The organism is Zavarzinella formosa DSM 19928, assembly GCF_000255705.1.
Taxonomy (GTDB): Bacteria; Planctomycetota; Planctomycetia; order Gemmatales; family Gemmataceae; genus Zavarzinella; species Zavarzinella formosa.
Genome location: NZ_JH636453.1, coordinates 6411 through 22901, shown reverse-complemented (window position 1 = coordinate 22901; position 16491 = coordinate 6411). Strand labels below are relative to the sequence as shown.

Annotated in this window: 15 protein-coding genes; 6 read left to right on the top strand and 9 right to left on the bottom strand. The window is 60.4% G+C overall.

The features are described from left to right. The 3 genes from BGIM_RS59450 to BGIM_RS0144620 all read right to left on the bottom strand — a co-directional run. Positions 1-4964: beta strand repeat-containing protein (locus BGIM_RS59450; RefSeq protein ID WP_193789079.1), on the bottom strand; the 4964-nt coding region annotated here is incomplete at its 3' end. Positions 4965-5005: 41 nt separating this feature from the next. Next, positions 5006-6094, bottom strand: a complete 1089-nt coding sequence (locus tag BGIM_RS0144625; RefSeq protein ID WP_193789089.1) for a TIGR03032 family protein — start codon at positions 6092-6094, stop codon at positions 5006-5008. A gap of 1208 nt (positions 6095-7302) precedes the next feature. After that, positions 7303-8055, bottom strand: coding sequence for an IS5 family transposase (locus tag BGIM_RS0144620; protein WP_020476075.1), 753 nt, complete (start codon positions 8053-8055; stop codon positions 7303-7305). Positions 8056-8238: 183 nt separating this feature from the next. On the opposite strand from BGIM_RS0144620, the gene BGIM_RS67985 reads away from it, so the two are divergent. The 6 genes from BGIM_RS67985 (at position 8239) to BGIM_RS59445 (ending at position 11550) form a co-directional block, all read left to right on the top strand. Next, the gene (locus tag BGIM_RS67985; protein WP_020476074.1) at positions 8239-8361 is read left to right on the top strand and encodes a hypothetical protein; all 123 of its coding nucleotides are present in this window, start codon (positions 8239-8241) and stop codon (positions 8359-8361) included. 228 nt (positions 8362-8589) lie between these two features. Further along, positions 8590-8910 (top strand): hypothetical protein, encoded by a 321-nt coding sequence (locus BGIM_RS0144605; RefSeq protein WP_020476072.1) that lies wholly within the window; start codon positions 8590-8592, stop codon positions 8908-8910. Then, positions 8907-9281: a helix-turn-helix domain-containing protein gene (locus tag BGIM_RS0144600; RefSeq protein ID WP_020476071.1), complete on the top strand. Its 375-nt coding sequence runs from the start codon at positions 8907-8909 to the stop codon at positions 9279-9281. The genes BGIM_RS0144605 and BGIM_RS0144600 overlap by 4 nt, the downstream gene beginning before the upstream one ends. Positions 9282-9284: 3 nt before the next feature. Continuing rightward, positions 9285-9425 carry a hypothetical protein gene (locus BGIM_RS64225; RefSeq protein WP_020476070.1) on the top strand — a complete coding sequence of 47 codons (141 nt, stop codon included), beginning with the start codon at positions 9285-9287 and terminating at the stop codon, positions 9423-9425. Beyond that, positions 9425-10297: an ImmA/IrrE family metallo-endopeptidase gene (locus BGIM_RS55910; RefSeq protein ID WP_020476069.1), complete on the top strand. Its 873-nt coding sequence runs from the start codon at positions 9425-9427 to the stop codon at positions 10295-10297. Before BGIM_RS64225 ends, BGIM_RS55910 begins: the two co-directional genes overlap by 1 nt. Then, entirely contained in the window at positions 10294-11550 is a 1257-nt protein-coding gene (locus BGIM_RS59445) for a C1 family peptidase (protein WP_020476068.1), read from the top strand. The genes BGIM_RS55910 and BGIM_RS59445 overlap by 4 nt, the downstream gene beginning before the upstream one ends. A gap of 366 nt (positions 11551-11916) precedes the next feature. Here the strand turns inward: BGIM_RS59445 and BGIM_RS0144580 are convergent, their stop codons facing one another. The 6 genes from BGIM_RS0144580 to BGIM_RS0144555 form a co-directional block, all read right to left on the bottom strand. Continuing rightward, positions 11917-12333: a hypothetical protein gene (locus BGIM_RS0144580; RefSeq protein ID WP_020476067.1), complete on the bottom strand. Its 417-nt coding sequence runs from the start codon at positions 12331-12333 to the stop codon at positions 11917-11919. Then, positions 12326-12520, bottom strand: a complete 195-nt coding sequence (locus BGIM_RS0144575) for a hypothetical protein (RefSeq protein WP_020476066.1) — start codon at positions 12518-12520, stop codon at positions 12326-12328. Before BGIM_RS0144575 ends, BGIM_RS0144580 begins: the two co-directional genes overlap by 8 nt. Before the next feature lie 104 nt (positions 12521-12624). Continuing rightward, positions 12625-14562 (bottom strand): recombinase family protein, encoded by a 1938-nt coding sequence (locus tag BGIM_RS0144570; RefSeq protein ID WP_020476065.1) that lies wholly within the window; start codon positions 14560-14562, stop codon positions 12625-12627. 197 nt (positions 14563-14759) lie between these two features. Further along, complete coding sequence (locus BGIM_RS0144565; protein WP_020476064.1) at positions 14760-15185, bottom strand: hypothetical protein; 426 nt, start codon at positions 15183-15185, stop codon at positions 14760-14762. Between the two features lie 122 nt (positions 15186-15307). Continuing rightward, positions 15308-15763: a hypothetical protein gene (locus BGIM_RS0144560; RefSeq protein ID WP_020476063.1), complete on the bottom strand. Its 456-nt coding sequence runs from the start codon at positions 15761-15763 to the stop codon at positions 15308-15310. 137 nt (positions 15764-15900) lie between these two features. Then, on the bottom strand, positions 15901-16476 hold the full coding sequence (locus BGIM_RS0144555) for an SUKH-4 family immunity protein (protein ID WP_020476062.1): 576 nt from the start codon (positions 16474-16476) through the stop codon (positions 15901-15903). Positions 16477-16491: the final 15 nt, after the last annotated feature.

Sequence of the window (16491 nt, the reverse complement as noted above, 5' to 3'; positions counted from 1 at the left end):
GTTCCGGTGTTGCCCGTCAGGAAATTGCCCGGCCCGACATAGGTGACACCGTTGGAACTGGCGGCCAGACCGTGCTTGCCAAGACTGTCAACGGCCCGGACGGTCACATAATAGGTCTGTCCGGCGGTCAACGGGAGCGCGGCGTTGGCGGCGTTGGTGGCGAGGCCGACATCGGTGAAGTCCTGCATGTCTGTGCCGCCGGGCGATGTGCCAATGGCCCATTGGTAACTGGCGACGCCGTTGCCGTCATCCGGGAACGGCGACCAGTTGGCGGCAATCGTCGTGGATGTCTGCATGTTCACATCGGAACCCGGGCCGTCATTCACGACGAACAGACGAGCCGCCAAACCTTCCACCACGGTGTGGTTCAGCAACACAGTGACGTTGTTGCCGTTCCTGTTGGCGGTGACGAGGTCGGGCTTGCCGTCGCCGTTCACGTCCCCGACCGCCACCGATGTCGGCCCGTCGCCGGTGGCGAAACTGCCGGCCTCTCCGAACGAACCATCTCCGTTCCCCAACAGAACATCAATGCTGTTGTCCGAAATGCTGGTGGCGACGAGGTCGGGCTTGCCGTCCCCGTTCAAGTCATTAATTGCCACTGCGAACAAAGCCTTGCCAAGTTCCAGGCTGTTGCCGGCGGTGAACGAGCCGATCCCGTCGCCCAGCAGCACGGAGATACTGCCGTCGCCGGGGTTGGCAACGACGAGGTCGGGTTTGCCGTCGCCGTTCACATCCCCCACCGCCACCGAGATCGGTTTGGCGCCGACACTAAAACTGGCGGCGAGGCCGAACGAGCCGTTGCCGTGCCCCAACAGGACACTAACGTTGTTGCCGCCGTAGTTCGCGGTGACGAGGTCGAGTCTGCCATCCCCGTTCACGTCCGCAAGCGCCACGGAGGCCGGTTTGACGCCGACCGGAAAACTGGCGGCGGCGCCGAACGAGCCGGCGCCGTTCCCTAACAGCACGCTGACGGTGTTGTCGCCGACGTTGGCGGTGACGAGGTCGGGCTTGCCATCGCCGTTCACGTCCCCGAGCGCCACGGAATACGGTTCCGAGCCGACACCAAAACTGGCGGCGGCGCCGAACGAGCCAACGCCGTTCCCCAACAGGACGCAGACGGTGTTGTCGCCGGCGTTGGCGGTGACGAGGTCGGGCTTGCCGTCGCCGTTCACATCCCCCACCTTCACTGAGGCCGGCTGGACGCCAACGGGGAAGTTCGCGGCGGCGCCAAACGCGCCGTTTCCGGTTCCCGGCAGGACACTGACGGTGTCGTCGCCGTAGTTGACGGTGACGAGGTCGGGCTTGCCGTCGCCGTTCACGTCCGCGAGCGCCACGGAATTCGGATTCGAGTTGGCCTTGATCGGATGGCCGGGGGCTTCGGCGAATGTTCCGTCGCCGGCGCCCAGCAGCAAGTCGAGACCGCCGGCTTTTGTGGAGACGAGAAGGTCGGGCTTGCCGTCCTTGTTGACATCCCCGAGGGAGACGGAGACCGGGCCGTCGCCGGTGTGATAGACGGCGGCGGCAACCGAGCTGAACGCACCTGTTCCGTTCCCCAAAAACACACGGACATCGCTGTTGGCGATGTTGTCGGCGCCCACGCTGGCGACGACGAGATCGGGCTTGCCGTCGCCGTTCACGTCCCCGACGGTCGTGGAGTAAGGCTGATGCCCGCCAACCTGGACGGGAGAGCCGGGGGCGGACGTGAACGTGCCGTCCCCTTTGCTCAACAGAACGCTGACGGCGTTGCCGATGTAACGGTTGATGAGAAGATCGGGCTTGCCGTCGCCATTCACATCAGCGGCCGTCACGAATTGCAGGATGTCGGCGCTCTGAATGGAGGCGCCGGTGGGGAACGTGCCGTCGCCGGCGCCAAACGCCACGACGACCGTGCTTCCGGAGCCGTCGCGGGCGCCGGCGTCACCGGCGGCAAAGTCCGGCTTGCCGTCGTTGTTGAAATCGGCGATTGTCAGGGACTCGGGCTGTTTGCCGACAGGGACGCTGTCGGCGAGCGAGAACGAGCCGGCGCTGTCCCCCGTCAACACCAAAACGTCGCCGGCGGCCGCGTCCGCGACGAGAATATCCGGCTTGCCATCGGTGTTCATGTCGCCGATCGCCACGGCAAAGGGAATCGTGCCGGAAGCGTAGCGAACGGCGGTCCCGAACGAGCCGTCGCCGTTCCCCAACAGCACGCTGACATAGCCGTCGGCCTGTTGCTGGTTGGTGGAACTGCCGATGACGAGGTCGGGCTTGCCGTCGCCGTTCAAATCCCCGACGGCCGTGGAGACCGGAATCTCGCCAACCGAGAAGGGCGAGCCGGGGGCGTTTCGGAACGAGCCGTCGGCGCCTTCCAGCAGCACGCTGACATTGCCGCTGGTAAAGTTATCGCTGATGATGTCCGGCCGGCCGTCGCCGTTGACGTCCACGAGTTCCGAAAAATTCGGAGACCTGGCCGGCGCCTCGCCAATAGTGATGGGAGAACCGGCGGCTTCAAACAGCGCGTTCACCGGCAAATTGCCGGCCAGGTCCCTGATGGTTGAGTAGGCGTTGCCGCTGAAACCAAGCCCGATGCCTCCGAGATCCGATCCGGCCTTGACGCGGACGGTGTAATGGGCCGCGTCGGCTCCGGGGATCACGCCGAGGATCGTCCCGGTCGCCCCGTCGGTCGTGTTCAGATTGAAATCATCATCGCTCACACCGCTGACGGGTTCGGAAAATGTGACCGCATAATTCAACACCAGCCCGGCCAGATGGCTTTCGCCCCCCGTCAACATCACGGAGGCTTGGGGAGCGGTCGCGTCGATCCGGAGAATCCCGGCGGGATTGACGGCCGCCCCGCCGAGGCTGGCGTCCGGGATGGTGCCCCCGTTGAGGCTGACCGAGGAAACAGCCAGGTCGCTGGTGTCCTGCGTGGCCGCCACGGTGTATTCAAAGGCCAGCGCCTTGGTCCCCGAACCGCCGACGTAGGCCGCCTCGCCGCCGTTGTTGAGCCGGAGTGTCGGCGAGCCGTGGGTGAGATCGACCAGGGCGGGCACGCTGAAATTAAGCGTGAGCGTGATTTTCTGGCCCACCGACGCGAGCCCCTTGCCGGCGGTGATGCCCGGTCCCGACACGACCACCGAAGTGACCACGGAGGGGGACAGCATTAAATAGGCGGGGCTGGTCGCGTCGCCGATGCCCGACAGGATGGTGACGTCATTGCTGCTGACGTTGGCGGTGACGATGTCCGGCGTGCCATCGCTGTTCACATCACCGACCGCCACTGAGGCCGGATTCTTGCCGACGGCAAACGGCGAACCGGGAGCTTCGGCGAACGACCCGGCTCCGTTCCCCGACAGAACGCTGACGGTGTTGTCGGCGGCATTGGCGGTGACGAGGTCGGGCTTGCCGTCGCCGTTCATGTCCGCGATCGTCACTGAATACGGCTGGGCGCCAGTGTTGAAGGGGGCGGCGAGTCCGAACGAACCGTCGCCGTTCCCCAACAAGACGCTGACCGTGTCGTTGCTGTTGTTGGCGGTGACGAGGTCGGGCTTGCCGTCGCCATTCACGTCACCGATCACCACCGCGGCCGGCCCCGTGCCAGTATTGAAGGGGGCGGCGGGGCCGAATGAACCGTTGCCGTTCCCCAACAGGACGCTGGCGGTGTTGTCGGCGGAATTGGCGGTGACGAGGTCGGGCTTGCCGTCTCTGTTTACGTCTCCGATCACCACCGATTCCGGCCTCTCGCCGACGCTAAAAGGGGCGGCGGAGCCGAACGAGCCGTTGCCGTTCCCCAACAGGACGCTGACGGTGTTGTCGTAATAGTTGGCGGTGACAAGGTCGGGCCTGCCGTCGCCGTTCACGTCACCGATCACCACCGATTCCGGCCCCGTGCCGGTGTCGAAGGTGGCGGGGGCGGCGAACGAACCGCCTCCGTTCCCCAATAAAACGGTGACCGTGTTGCTGTAATAATTGGCGGTGACGAGGTCGGGTTTGCCGTCGCCATTCACATCCCCGGCTGCCACGAAAAACGGACCCGTGCCAACGACTGGCAAGGCCGTGTCCTTGAAGGAACCGGCGGCGGTTCCCAATAGGACACTGACGTTGTTGTCGCCATAGTTGGCGGCGACGAGATCGGGTCTGCCGTCGCCGTTGAGGTCCGTCAGCAGCATGCCTTTCGGCTTGCCCCCGACCGAGATCGGAGAACCGGGGGCTTCCGCGAAAGACCTGGCCGCCATGCCGTTGCCGGCCAGGTCCTTGATGTTGTGTCCGAGGAAGCCGAGGCTCATGTTTCCCGCGCCGGCCCCAGATTTGACGCTGACGGTGTAATGGGCGGCATCCGCCCCGCGAACCACGCTGGTGACCGTGCCGGCCGCTTTGTCCGTCGTTGTCAAATGAAAGCTTTTGACAACAACTCCGCTGACGGGTTCGGAAAATGCGACCGCATATTTCACGAGGGCGCCGGGAGCCTGCTGTCCGGCCGCGAGCAGCGAGAGGGAGACCGAGGGATTGGTCGTGTCGATCTTGAGAATCCCGGCCGGATTGGCGACGGCTTTGCCGACATCGACGGTCGTCCCCGTGTGCGAATCGGTGATGGCGGCGCCGTTGAAATGGAACGCCGCCACCGTCAGATCGGGCGTGTCCTGCCCCGGCGTCACCACGTAGGAAAAAGACAGCCCTTTTGTGCCGGAGAGGCCTGTGAACGTGGCGGTTCCACCGTTGTTCAGGGTGAGCGAGGGCAACCCGTTGGCATTGCTGAGAATGATGTTCGAATCGAAATTGACGGCAAATTTCGCGGTCAGGCCCGCCCGCAAGTCGCCCGCGCCCCCGCTGATTCCCGTCCCGGAAGCCACCACCGAGGTGACGGCCGCCGGCGTCACCCGGTCATCCAGTTCCCGCAGCGCCAGCCAGACCGGCGATGGCCGCCGATGAGAGTGGCCGCCCGCGACCCATTTTTTCATCCGTCGGACAATCGAAGCATCGTTCATGGCAGTCTTCCCGGCCGTCTGATCAAAATGGAATGTGTCGGTCAAAGAGTCCCGGCTTCGCCCACGGTGAGCAGGCGTTGAATTTCGTCCGTCTTGAAGCCCAGGGCCATCGGCCGGACCACGCCCGGCAGCGCGATCACGTCGTACAGTTCGGTGACCATGCCCTCGAGCCGGACCCAGTGGGCCACGTCGCCGGTGCGCAGGTCGATCACTTGCAAGCCCCCGCGCGGCTCGGCGCCCCGCTTCGCCAGTTCGTCGTCCAGCGGCAGGCCGCCGAAAGTGTTGTGTTCGTGACGCGGGCCGGAGAGGCCCACGATGGCGTAATCCCCGGCGAAGGCCAGCCCGCGCAGGAAGCCGGGGCAGAACGTCAGCGGTTCGAACCTCCCCTTGGCCAGGTCAATGCTGCCGAAGTAGCCGGTGCCGGCATTGAGCAGCCAGAGCTTGCCGCGATAAACGCGCGGCGAGTGGGGCATCGACAGTCCGGTGGCGATGATCTCGTTACTCGGCACGTCAATCACCACGCCGCCGTCCCGGCGCTTGTCGCGCCAGCCATCGACGACGTCGCAGACGCCGACGGCCGTGACAAAGCGGGCCTTGCCGTTGTCCAAGGCGAGGCCGTTCAAGTGACAACGATCCTCCGGGACCAGCTTGCTCAGAAACGGCGGCTTCCACAACGGCGTGAAACTGGCCCGGTCGTTCAGGGTCGCCAGACAGCCGAAACGGGTGTTGACGAAGACCACCCGGCCGCTTTCTTCGACAACGACATCGTGAATGTCCAAGTCGCCGGTGGTGTGGGCGGCGCGGGGGACATAAAGCTTGTCGGCCCCCTGGTACGATTCGCCCGGCGCCAGCGAGTTTTCAAAACGCCACAATTGGGAGAGTGTGCTGAGCCACAAGGTCTGGCCGTCGCCGCACAGGCCCATGCAGCGCTGGAAGGTGCGTTCAAAGACGGCCATCCGGCCGTCCGGCTGAAGCCCCAGAAACAGGAGCTTTCCGGCCTGATAGGTGGTGAAGGCCAGACTGAGCCGCTGACCGGCCAGCCACTCCGGGAAGTGGGCCGAGCCGTACACTTGCAACCACGGTTCGGCCGCGGATGTTTGCTCGCTGGCGAGCGGTGAAATGTGATTCATTCCCATGATCCGATCATCGTTGTTGTCCGGGCGGCACTGGCTGCGGATATTTCCGGCAAGGCCAAATGCGCCAATTCGCAAGGACTCGCCGGCTTTTTCCAAACATTCGTTGATGTCCGCCGGCATGGCCGCCTCTTCGTCACGACCGGCAAAATCCGCGCGTTTCGGTTGGCCCCGGGTTGAAAACGCCCGCACAAAATCCAATGCGACGTTTGGGAAGAACCCCCCTCAAAATTTGTGATTTTTTTGCGATCCCTCCAGCACTTCGATGGATCAATCGGTCAGATGCAGAGATGAGCGTCTGATACAAATCTGGCTTTTGATTGGGGGGCGAACCCGCGATGTGATTGACCGTGACAGAATGCCGTTCTTGGACCGGCCACCCGGCGGGGCCATGCCCTTCATGCCTGCCGGCTTCGCGGGGGATCAGGCCAGTGCCGTGGGGAATCGAAATATCCGTCGCCGGAGCATCGGCCACGGCGACGTCTGTCAGCGTTTCACCGCGTCACGTCGAACCGGTGGGAACTGTAAAGTGCCTTCGCGCCCGTCTGTCCGGAGCCAAGGCCGTCGTCAACGTGCGTCGCTTGGCAGAGCGAAAACCTCGGAAAGGAAGGGGTTGAATAGTCAGAATAGCCAGGCGATCGTGGATCATGCGTCCGGTGAAACGGCTCGTCGTATTGGTTCACACGACCAATATCAAACCGGCGGCATGCAGGCACTGGCATGCGTGCGCGGATAAATTTACCGAAGAAAGGCCAGACACCCGTGACGCTCGTCTGCCCTGCCGATAATGGATGGCAGTTGATCATTGAAGACAGCAATGAAGACAGCAATCCGAACCTTGTGGTGGTTGATCGCCTTTCACGGACGCGTCTGCCATCAAATCGCCACCGCCGGGGCACAGCCAACAAATATTAGAGATGTCACGCCTGAAACAACCTTGGCGCCAATGACACATGTATTAACTCAAAATTTTACGCTGTAATAATTTGAGTTAATACTAACGCAATGAAGGGATGAGGCATGCTCGCTTCAGCCAGCGCACCTCATCCCTTCATCCGGTTGCTTTCAAACTATCTCTTTACGATTAAGTGAATTTGAATTACAACAGCTCGTAAAAATTACATCTTTTGGAACATGCAGAAGCATTTTCACGCAAACAGTTAGGCCGTGTTGATTAAAAACGGTCGTCTAGCTGTCATGCCAAGCTATTTCAACCACAGATTGATGGCGGCAAACAGGACGATGCCCAAGAAGTTGCGGGCGGTCTTTTCGTACCGAGTGGCCACCCGCCGACATTGCTTCAACAAGCCCACTGTTCGCTCGACTTTGTTCCGTTTCTTGTAAACATCCTTGTCATAATCACGCGGGTTCTTGCGATTTTTCTTCGGCGGGATCACTGCTTCCGCCCCCTTCTCCTTAATCGCTTTCACGAAGGCGTCGCTGTCGTATCCCTTGTCGGCCAGCGCCTTCTCCGGGGCATGGTCGGCCAGCAAGTCCGGGGCGTGCGAGATGTCTGCGTCCTGCCCCGGACTGAGCGTAATCGTCACCGGGTTGCCCAAGGCATCAACCGCCAGATGGATTTTCGTGCCGAACCCGCCTCGCGACCGCCCCAACGCCTCGTCGTCGGCCCCGCCGTTCATCCCGGCGGCGTGCGGGTGAGCCCGGATCACCGTGCTGTCCATCATCAGCCATTCCATGTCCGCGTCCCGGCTCACGGCCTCGAACAGCCGTTGCCAGACACCCTTTTTGCACCACTGGTTGAAGCGGTGATAAGCGGTGTCCCACTTGCCGAACCGATCCGGCAAATCCCGCCAGGCAAGGCCCGTTTTCGACAGGTACAACACGGCGTTCAAAAAATTGCGATTGTCCTTCGCGGCCCGACCGTGGCTTCCCGGACGGCCTGGCAACAACGGTTCCAGTTTCAACCAATGAGATTCCGGCAATTCATGGCGTTCCATGCCGCTTGACTCGCAATATCGCTTGCCCAATTCGCCGGGGGCGTTTACCATTCCACGCAGGTTAAGTCAACACGGCCTAAGACAAATATCTGAAAAACAATTTTCCCTTTCGTCTTCAATTTTTTCCACGCTTTCCATGCCTACCGTGTGAATTCTGTGCAGGGTTTTCAAGGAGATTATGGGATGCGAAACGAGCCGAAAATTCGCGACCGCGTTTTCGTTATCCGCGACCCGAAAGGGAAACTGGATAAGATCCTCGCCGAGGGCTGCGACCCATACCTTGAGCAGATGGACGATGATGCTTGATAGATGTCGATTAAGGCAGACGGACACCAGCATGTGATCTAATCCCGCATTTCAAGAATGCCCGTCTCCGAACCTTCGCACGCCCGCTTCTGACCATTTTTCAAGATTTTTTGCCATTTCAGCCGATAAGCCACAATGTCATTTGTTAGAAAATCGAACAAATAATACTGATTTCGTTTGATTTTCTAACTATCCTTGCCTATCATTAGGTAAGCAAAGGAGGATTCAATGTCCACTGAAACTCTCAACAACTCTGAAATCGCCGCACCGGTCTTCCCGGTTGCAGAGGTAAAGAAGCGTCTTCTGGTTGAACTCCAGAAGATCGCTGACCAGGGCACGATCCTTCGCCCCGAGTGGGAACCGTTGCTCGACTCGAAACGAGTGGTGGGTACGGTCTTGGTTTTGGAGGGGCTCTTCCCGTTCAAAATACCACCGGACAGAGTCGTTCGGAAAGGTGGTTATGACACAGTGGACGAGGCAATCAACGACATGCTCGCCCGGATCAAAAAGATCTGGGACGAGAAAAGCAAGCCAAAGGTGCGCAAATGAGCAAAGAACGCGAAACCCAACCCGACGACAGGGATGATGATCGGAAAGCACTCGGAGATCGTCTACGGGAAGCTCGGGAATACCTCGGGTTCTCTCAGGATCAGGTCGCAACCTTCATGGGAATTTCGCGCTCGGCTCTATCTCTGATGGAGACGGGACAACGCAAAGTGGATGCCTTGGAACTGAAGAAGCTCGCCGGACTTTATAAGCGCCCGGTTGGACACTTCACCGGCGAAGTTGCTGAGGAGGTTTCCTTTAGCACGGATGTCAAACACCTGGCCCGCAAGGTTTCGGAACTCTCTTCCGATGATCGTGAAGAACTTGGCCGGTTCGCTGACTTCCTGCGAGCCAGAAAGAAAAAGGGGGGATGAGTCGTGGCACTACGCGATGACATCCTGAATGCCATTTACGAGGCGAATCGCTTCCATCGGGATTACGATACCGAAGCACGCGCCAAGGGAGGCGAAGGGCGCATCGACATCTTTAAGATGCTAGTCGGCAAGGCATCCCGGTGATGTTCCGCCCGCTGAAAAACCTGCTTGGCGCTTACATTGACGATCCAGGTCAAGGCGTCATGGTGACCACGCAGCGCCAGTTGCCAGTTCAACGATTCACTGCGGCTCACGAGCTTGGACACGCGGCGCTCGGCCATGAAGCGAGCTTCGACGAAGAAGATGTGCTTACGCGGGCGCTCTTCGACGAAGGGTCACGGTTCGACACGCGAGAAATCCAAGCCAACGCATTTGCGACAGCTTTGCTGACCCCGCAATGGTTGATTGTTCAACACATGCAGCGGCAAGGGTGGGCTCGGAAGGAACTGGCTGATCCAGTTGTTGTTTATCAGCTTTCATTACGCATGGGGTCAAGTTTTGCAGCAACCTGCTATGCGTTGCTGGATTGCAAAGGCATTGACCGGCCGACATGCGACAAACTGATGGAAGCGAACAAGAAGAAACGGGCCATCAAACAATCTCTTGCGAAACCGTACACGCCTGGCAATTGGTATGGAGATGTCTGGCTGGTCACCGAACGCGACAACGGAATGGTTCTGGAAGGCAGTCACTCCGACCTCGTTGTGGTCAAAGTTCGAGAACATGCGAGTTCGGGGTACATGTGGCAATTTGGTGAACTGGCCGAAGCAGGGTTGGCGATTCGCGAAGACGGACGCGAGAGCGAAGGAAGCCAACACATTGGGGGCGTCGTGTTCCGCACTGTGATTGCGGAGGCAGATGGCGGCGCGAGCGGCCATGTTTGCCTTCGCGAACTTCGACCGTGGCAGGCTGCCGGCACGCCGTTGAATTCAATGGAACTCCATGTCGATTTATCCGGACCAGTATCGGCCGGGCTCCTTTCCGTTCAGCGTGAGGCACTACTGGAAGTAGCATGAGTTCGATCACGATACGCCACGACCTTCGCAGCCGGTTTGGACCGACGCGAGACCAAGGAGGGCGAGAAACATGTCTGGCGTTCGCGACGAGCGACGCACACGCGGCAGCGATTGGATCACCGTGGTCGCCGCTGAGCTGCGAATACCTTTTTTATCACGCTAAGCAGCGGGACAAGACACCCGGGCACCAAGGAACAACCATCTCGGCGATCCGCTCTGCTCTCGAACACGACGGACAGCCGATTGAAACCGATTGGCCATACCTTAGTGACCTGCCTAAAGACCTGACGACTTGGAAACCGCCCGCGAAGATTGGAACGCTGTTTCACCGAAAATTGGTGCCCAACGGAGTGGCGTTCGACGAGATTTGGGATTCTATCGAGGCCGACAACCCAGTGCTGGTGGGAATGACGATCTCGGGCATGTTCTTCGGTCCGGACAAGGATGGCGTTGTTGACACGGATGAACCTTCAGATCCCGCCATGAAACACGCGGTGCTTGCGGTCGCAACGGGCAACCAAGGCAAGAAGAGACTGGTGCTGGTTCGGAACAGTTGGGGCGGTACCTGGGGTTTGTCCGGGTATGCTTGGATTAGCGAGCGGTACATGACTCCCCGAGTTATGGTCGCGATCGCCTTTATCTCAATCCGGGCAAGCATCAAGTTCCAAGGGCTCGTTAACGTATCCGGCTTTCATGTCGATCCGGGATTCCGCGGGCCGTTGAAGTTCGCGGCATACAACGCCGGCAGTCGGGACATTGACCTCGACCAAGACGAACGGGTCTTCATGATCTGGTTCGCAGACCTGAACGAAAATACTCCCGACCCATACGGGCCGCTCCCTCCGGCAACGAGCATCATCACCTCGAAAGATGTGAGCCGGCTGAAGGGTGATGTTGCCTCGCCGGGTGAACTGAAGAAACAGATGGAGGACATGAAAATAGATCTTGAAAAGAAGATCCATGCAGTGGAGCAGACCAAGCTTTTCAACCGCAGCATTATGTTCGCGATTCTCACCGCGCTGTTCATGATCTTTTTCACTTCATTTGTGAAGCCATACTTCGACGGGACGGCAAAAATCGCGGCGGCAACTGCCCCCGCGCAGCCGACCACTCCCACTATGGGAGCACCGCCTGCCGGATCTCCGGTCATCACGCTACCGGCGCATCTGGGATTCTATATTCTCGGCGGCGGTGGTCTCGCTGCCTTGGGAGCAATCGCCGCAGCGTTGATTGTGCGCCAGCGTCAAAAATAGCTGCTGGACACCGCTCGTCGCTGTCGCTCGGTTGGTCATCGTGAGGTTTGCAGATCCATCCCCGCGAGGAATGGTCATGTCGCGGTGGGAAACACCGCTCAGAGCTAGAGCAAGGGAGGTTTGAGCGGAGGGGCTGAATGGTGTCTATTGAGAAACGGCTTAGCCTGTGACCATGTTTGCATCGACTCAGATGCACGCCAATGCCGCATTTGCTGAAAACTCTGGCTGAGACACCGGGCGGCTGAAACAGCACAGACGTCTTCACGGCAAAGCCTCTCCTTTCCAACATGCTTACAACCCGACAATCCTTCGTCGGGCGGGTTTCCGTGTCTCCCAAACCATCCATTTAAGCATTCTCGGAATGCTTTATCCCAATCGTTCTTGCATGTCATCCAACAGTCTGGCGATGTGAGGAAAGCAAAGAGCCTTCACGGCCACCGGGCATTCATCGAACGGGACGAACCGCGATGGGGCGTCAGCCGCCAAGGCTCCCGGCTCTTGGGAAAGTTCATAATGCACGTCCATGTCCCATCTCACGATTCCGATTCCGCGAGGAACATCAAGGACGATTTGGACAAACTGAGACGACTCGGGACGCTCCGCATCCGGATGATACCCCTGTTGAAGGATGACCGGCCCCAGGATCGCCTGCCTAACCAGCAGTCCGGAGGCGCCAAGCGTCCGGATTAGTCGGTTCGCCTTCTCGATATGGGCCTCGGTTTGCTCGGCCGCGTGATGCAGCCAGCCGACCAGCTTCATGTATTCGTCTTCAAAATCATTCATCGGTCAACTCCTTGGGAATCGGATCAGCGGACAGGGGCGGGGTGTCAGATGGAGCGAGATGGTTGTCCGGCCGTTGTTGTCCGGCGAGCAAACTTCGGGCGACATGGTCGGCCAGCATGTCAAGAAATTGGTGCAAGGCTTCGCGGACCGGGTCCGCATGGCTTTGTCTGATCGGTCTGGCGTCCAATGGCTTCTCCTAATCGTGGTGGAAAATCACGGGTGGAAAACGAAAAAGCCCCGCATGGAGGGACCATGCGGGGCTCTGAAAAGGCTGGATATCGAACGTCGGTGTCAGGCCGGTTCGGACGAGGGCAGCGGTGTGTAGGCATAACGACGATGATGGTGCCTTTTCATCTTCGTGCAGTCCGACGGCGGTTCGGTGACCGGAACGTACGGGTCAGTCCGGCCTTGGGCCCGCATCATGCGGTCGAGAGCCGCCGCCCGCTGCACAGCCGTGATCGTCAAGTCAAGTGTGTCGCCAATCGCCTTCTGGGTTTCCCCCGCCTGGCGCCGCCGGATGATCTCTTCGCGGAACTTTGCTCGCTCCGGCGGGTCGAACAAATCAACGATGATCTCGCTCCTCAGCGATGGTTCCGGCTCGGGACGGATGACTTCCGGAGGGATCAGGGCTTTCAAGTCAAAGGTCACGGCGGCACGTAATGTCAGACCGCCCCCGTCGCACAGTCGAACAGGGAGAACTCTCAGGCACGGGATCACCAACCGCATCACGCGGCCAAATTCGGCCTGGTCCGTCCGGGCCGATTTGATCGCATCCAAGGCCGTCCGTCGAATTTCTTCCATCGTCGGAAACGTCACTGTCTCGACCGGTTGCCGAGTCAGCCGTGAGAGACGGTCAAGCAATTCCCGTTCCCGCTTTTGAAGCGCCTTGTCTTTCTCATGGAGGGCACGGCTGCCACCCCAATCCGCGACCATGTCGGCAACGTTTTGCAATTGCCGGCGAACAGTCGTCAGTTCCTGGTCAGCCTGCCTCAAGTCCGCGGCGCATGTCGAGTTTCTCGCCTCCGCCCAAGCCCGAACCTTGTCAAGGAAAACAGGCTCAAAATCAGGCAACCGGCTGATGTGATCCAGAACCGCCCGGGCAATTCGATCCGCCGCCTCATGACCGTTGAAAGTGACGGTGTTCCAGCATTTGTAATCCCGGGCGCCCGAACACATCATGTGGCTGTTCCGGCCATGGCCGCCCCAGTAATACGGGCGGTTGCAAATGCCGCACATCACGTGCCGGCCCGGCCACGCCGTCCGCTTCTTTGGAATTCCGGCCCGCGAGTCCGATCCGTTGGCCGCCTTTCGGCCACATCCTTCGTTGGCGGCGCTCAACCGGGCGTTGACTCGGTCAAACTCCTCGGATGTCCAGTGGGCCAGATGGGGGCATTCGCGGAAAACCGGACCGTCCGGGTTCTTGCGAGAGAGCCACTGACCCGTTCCATTATGTTTGACCGTCCGCATGCGTCCCCGGCACGGCAAGCCCTTGAGGATGGGGTTGGCCGTCACGCGCCGGACCATCCGGCCGTCCCATTTTTGGTTTTTCGCCCCGGGCCCCGGAGGAACGTTATGGCCATTGAGCCAGTCGGCCACCGCTGAACAATTGGGATCACCGAGCAGGCGTTCAAGCCATTCCCGGAGAACCCTGTTTGCCGAGGGATCTTTAAGCCATTCGTCGTACGTGCGGGCGCCGGGCGGGACGGCGTATCCGAAGATCGGCCGGGCCGCCGTCGCCCCCGACTTTTTGAATCGGTTCATCAGCTTGAACTTGAGTCGCCGTGATGTGTGGGCGTTGTGGCCGACATGTTCTTTGCATGCTTCGATGGCGTCTTGTTCCCAAGTGTCCCGGGCCGTGTCGATGCCATCATGGGGAGCAATGACCCGAACCCCGTGGTCGACGGCAACCCCGCACAACCGGACGGCCTCCACGCCGCGAACAATGCGTCCCAAGTCCTCGGCGATCAGAAAGTCAAGCTCCCCGCTCCGGAGCATCCGTTCGATTTTCTCCAGTTCGGGCCGGTTGAGCCGCTCTCCTTTGTTGATTGTGGCGACCACGCGATATTCAGCGGGCCCTTCGTGCATGTCATCGACAATGTCCCTGGCATGGTCCTCCTGGTCGTCAAGGCTGACCTCCTTCTGGTTTGGCCTTCCGCTGATCCGGGCGACAACTCCCACCACAAGGGTGTGGCCGTTCCTCGGCGTTACGGGTGTCTTTCGATCAATCATATGTTGGCGCTTCCGTGACCAGCAGTCACGGCCAACCCGGAAGAGATCGCGGACATTCGCTTGGCGCAAATCAATGACTGGCATTGGCTTCGGCAAATTCTTCTGCCGTAAAGTCAATCCGAATCGTCAGGACTTGAGCCAGCAAACGGTCCGAAATGGTGTGGTTAGGAAACGTGCAGCGTCTGGTTCGGCCTGCCTCAATGCTGTCTGTGCCTGCTGACATATGGCTCATGGCCTACCCGCTCATAGTACGCCAGCAACTCTGCGCGGGCCTCGGCACCGAAGGGACACACACTCTCGTCCGTGCTGTCGTTGCCGTGCCATACCTCCCCTCTCGGGACAGCCGCCTCCAGCCACTCGGCGCATCGCAGGAACAAGGGCAGGTCTCCTCGTTCGTACCCCAACCCGTAATACGACTTGGCCAAGTTGGCCTCGTACCAATGGGCAAGTGGTCCGGGCAGGCATTGCGGATACTCGAACAGTTGCAGAGGGATCCACGGGGCCATCAGATCGTCATTTGGTTCAAGGACGAGGTCGGCGACGAACCGACTACGGAGGTTGTCCATCGCTGCATCTGTCAACGGTTCTGCCAACCGCAGGTAGAGTAAACCTCGCACTGGCATCGCCTGCCCCTCGAAACCCTCCGCCGAACGACTCAGTTCACCTGCGGCGGCCAATGAGACTTTGAACTCTGATTTTACCGGATGCCGCCGCCGTCAGGTGCAACGTTTTGTTCGGCCCGTCTTCACGTCCACCAGTCGCCGTTGACGAAGTCCAGCAGGAACACCCCAAACCGCTCCCGGAGTTGGTCGGTGTACTCGGTGAACCGGTCCGAGTTGTCGAAGTCCGGCGCGTCCACGTCCGACCGGATGGACAGCCGGGACAGACAACCAGCAATCACGTCCGGTGGGGCTGGCAGTCCCGGCTCGGTGGACAGGTCACGGTTGTCCTCGACCGCGTCCGTGCTGGCATCCAGCCACGCCACGACCGACCACTGGCCGTACCAAATCCGGAACCCGGTCAAATATGGTTCAAGGCCGCCCGCGAGAAGTTCGGCTCGCACCGGCTCGTTGTGGAACACCGGCTCGCCCCGCTGATATTGTGCGAACGTCAACCCGGAGTAGTGTTGGACGGCCCGCTCCAGCGTGAAGTCACTGGACGCCGGAACCAGCCCGACTAATTCATAGCAGCCGTTTGCCATCCAGCGAGTCCTCCGCGGCCGAACGACCCAAGTTCAGCGGCCCCGCCCGGAGCGACTGAAACCAACATACCAAAAGCTGAGGGCGGGGTCCGCTGCAACGCTTGGTTCGGCGATTGGGGTGCTGACGAAGAACAAAGCTACTCGCAGGACACCTCAAGCCGACCACACCCCGACTCCACGGCCTCCTCGACCAGCGGCAGCCAATATTGCCCTGCCTCACCAGCGGGGAGTGCCGGGTCTTGGGACAGCACTGCTGTCAGTGCCGCCACGCGGGCCAGCGACCCGTCGCCCGGCCGAGACCAATCGTACAGCACACGCATGCACCGCACCAGCCGCTCGACCGAGCCGTTGACCACATACAGGGGGTCGTCGAGGTCCACGTCCACGGCGACCACGCGGCCAGTCAATTCCTCGATGCACAGCCAAGCGTCAGCTTGGCCGTAGGTGATGTCGCCGATCTGCCAGAAGCGGCTCCACCCGGCCGGGAGTGACCAGTCCGGCATGCGGGTCGCCCAGACACCGGCCAAGTTCTGTCCGGACGCCGTGAAGGCGAACCGGATTGGTTGATTGGCGGTGACCTCAAAGCGGGTTGGCACCCCGGCGTAGTGCAGGAACGAAATCGTCGACGCCGGCAGTAGTGGCTTCGGGGCAGCGAAGACGATGGGGTGTAGTAAGCCGCCCCATTGACGCGCCGCCTCGAATGGGTTTGCCATTCGTTATGCCTCCTC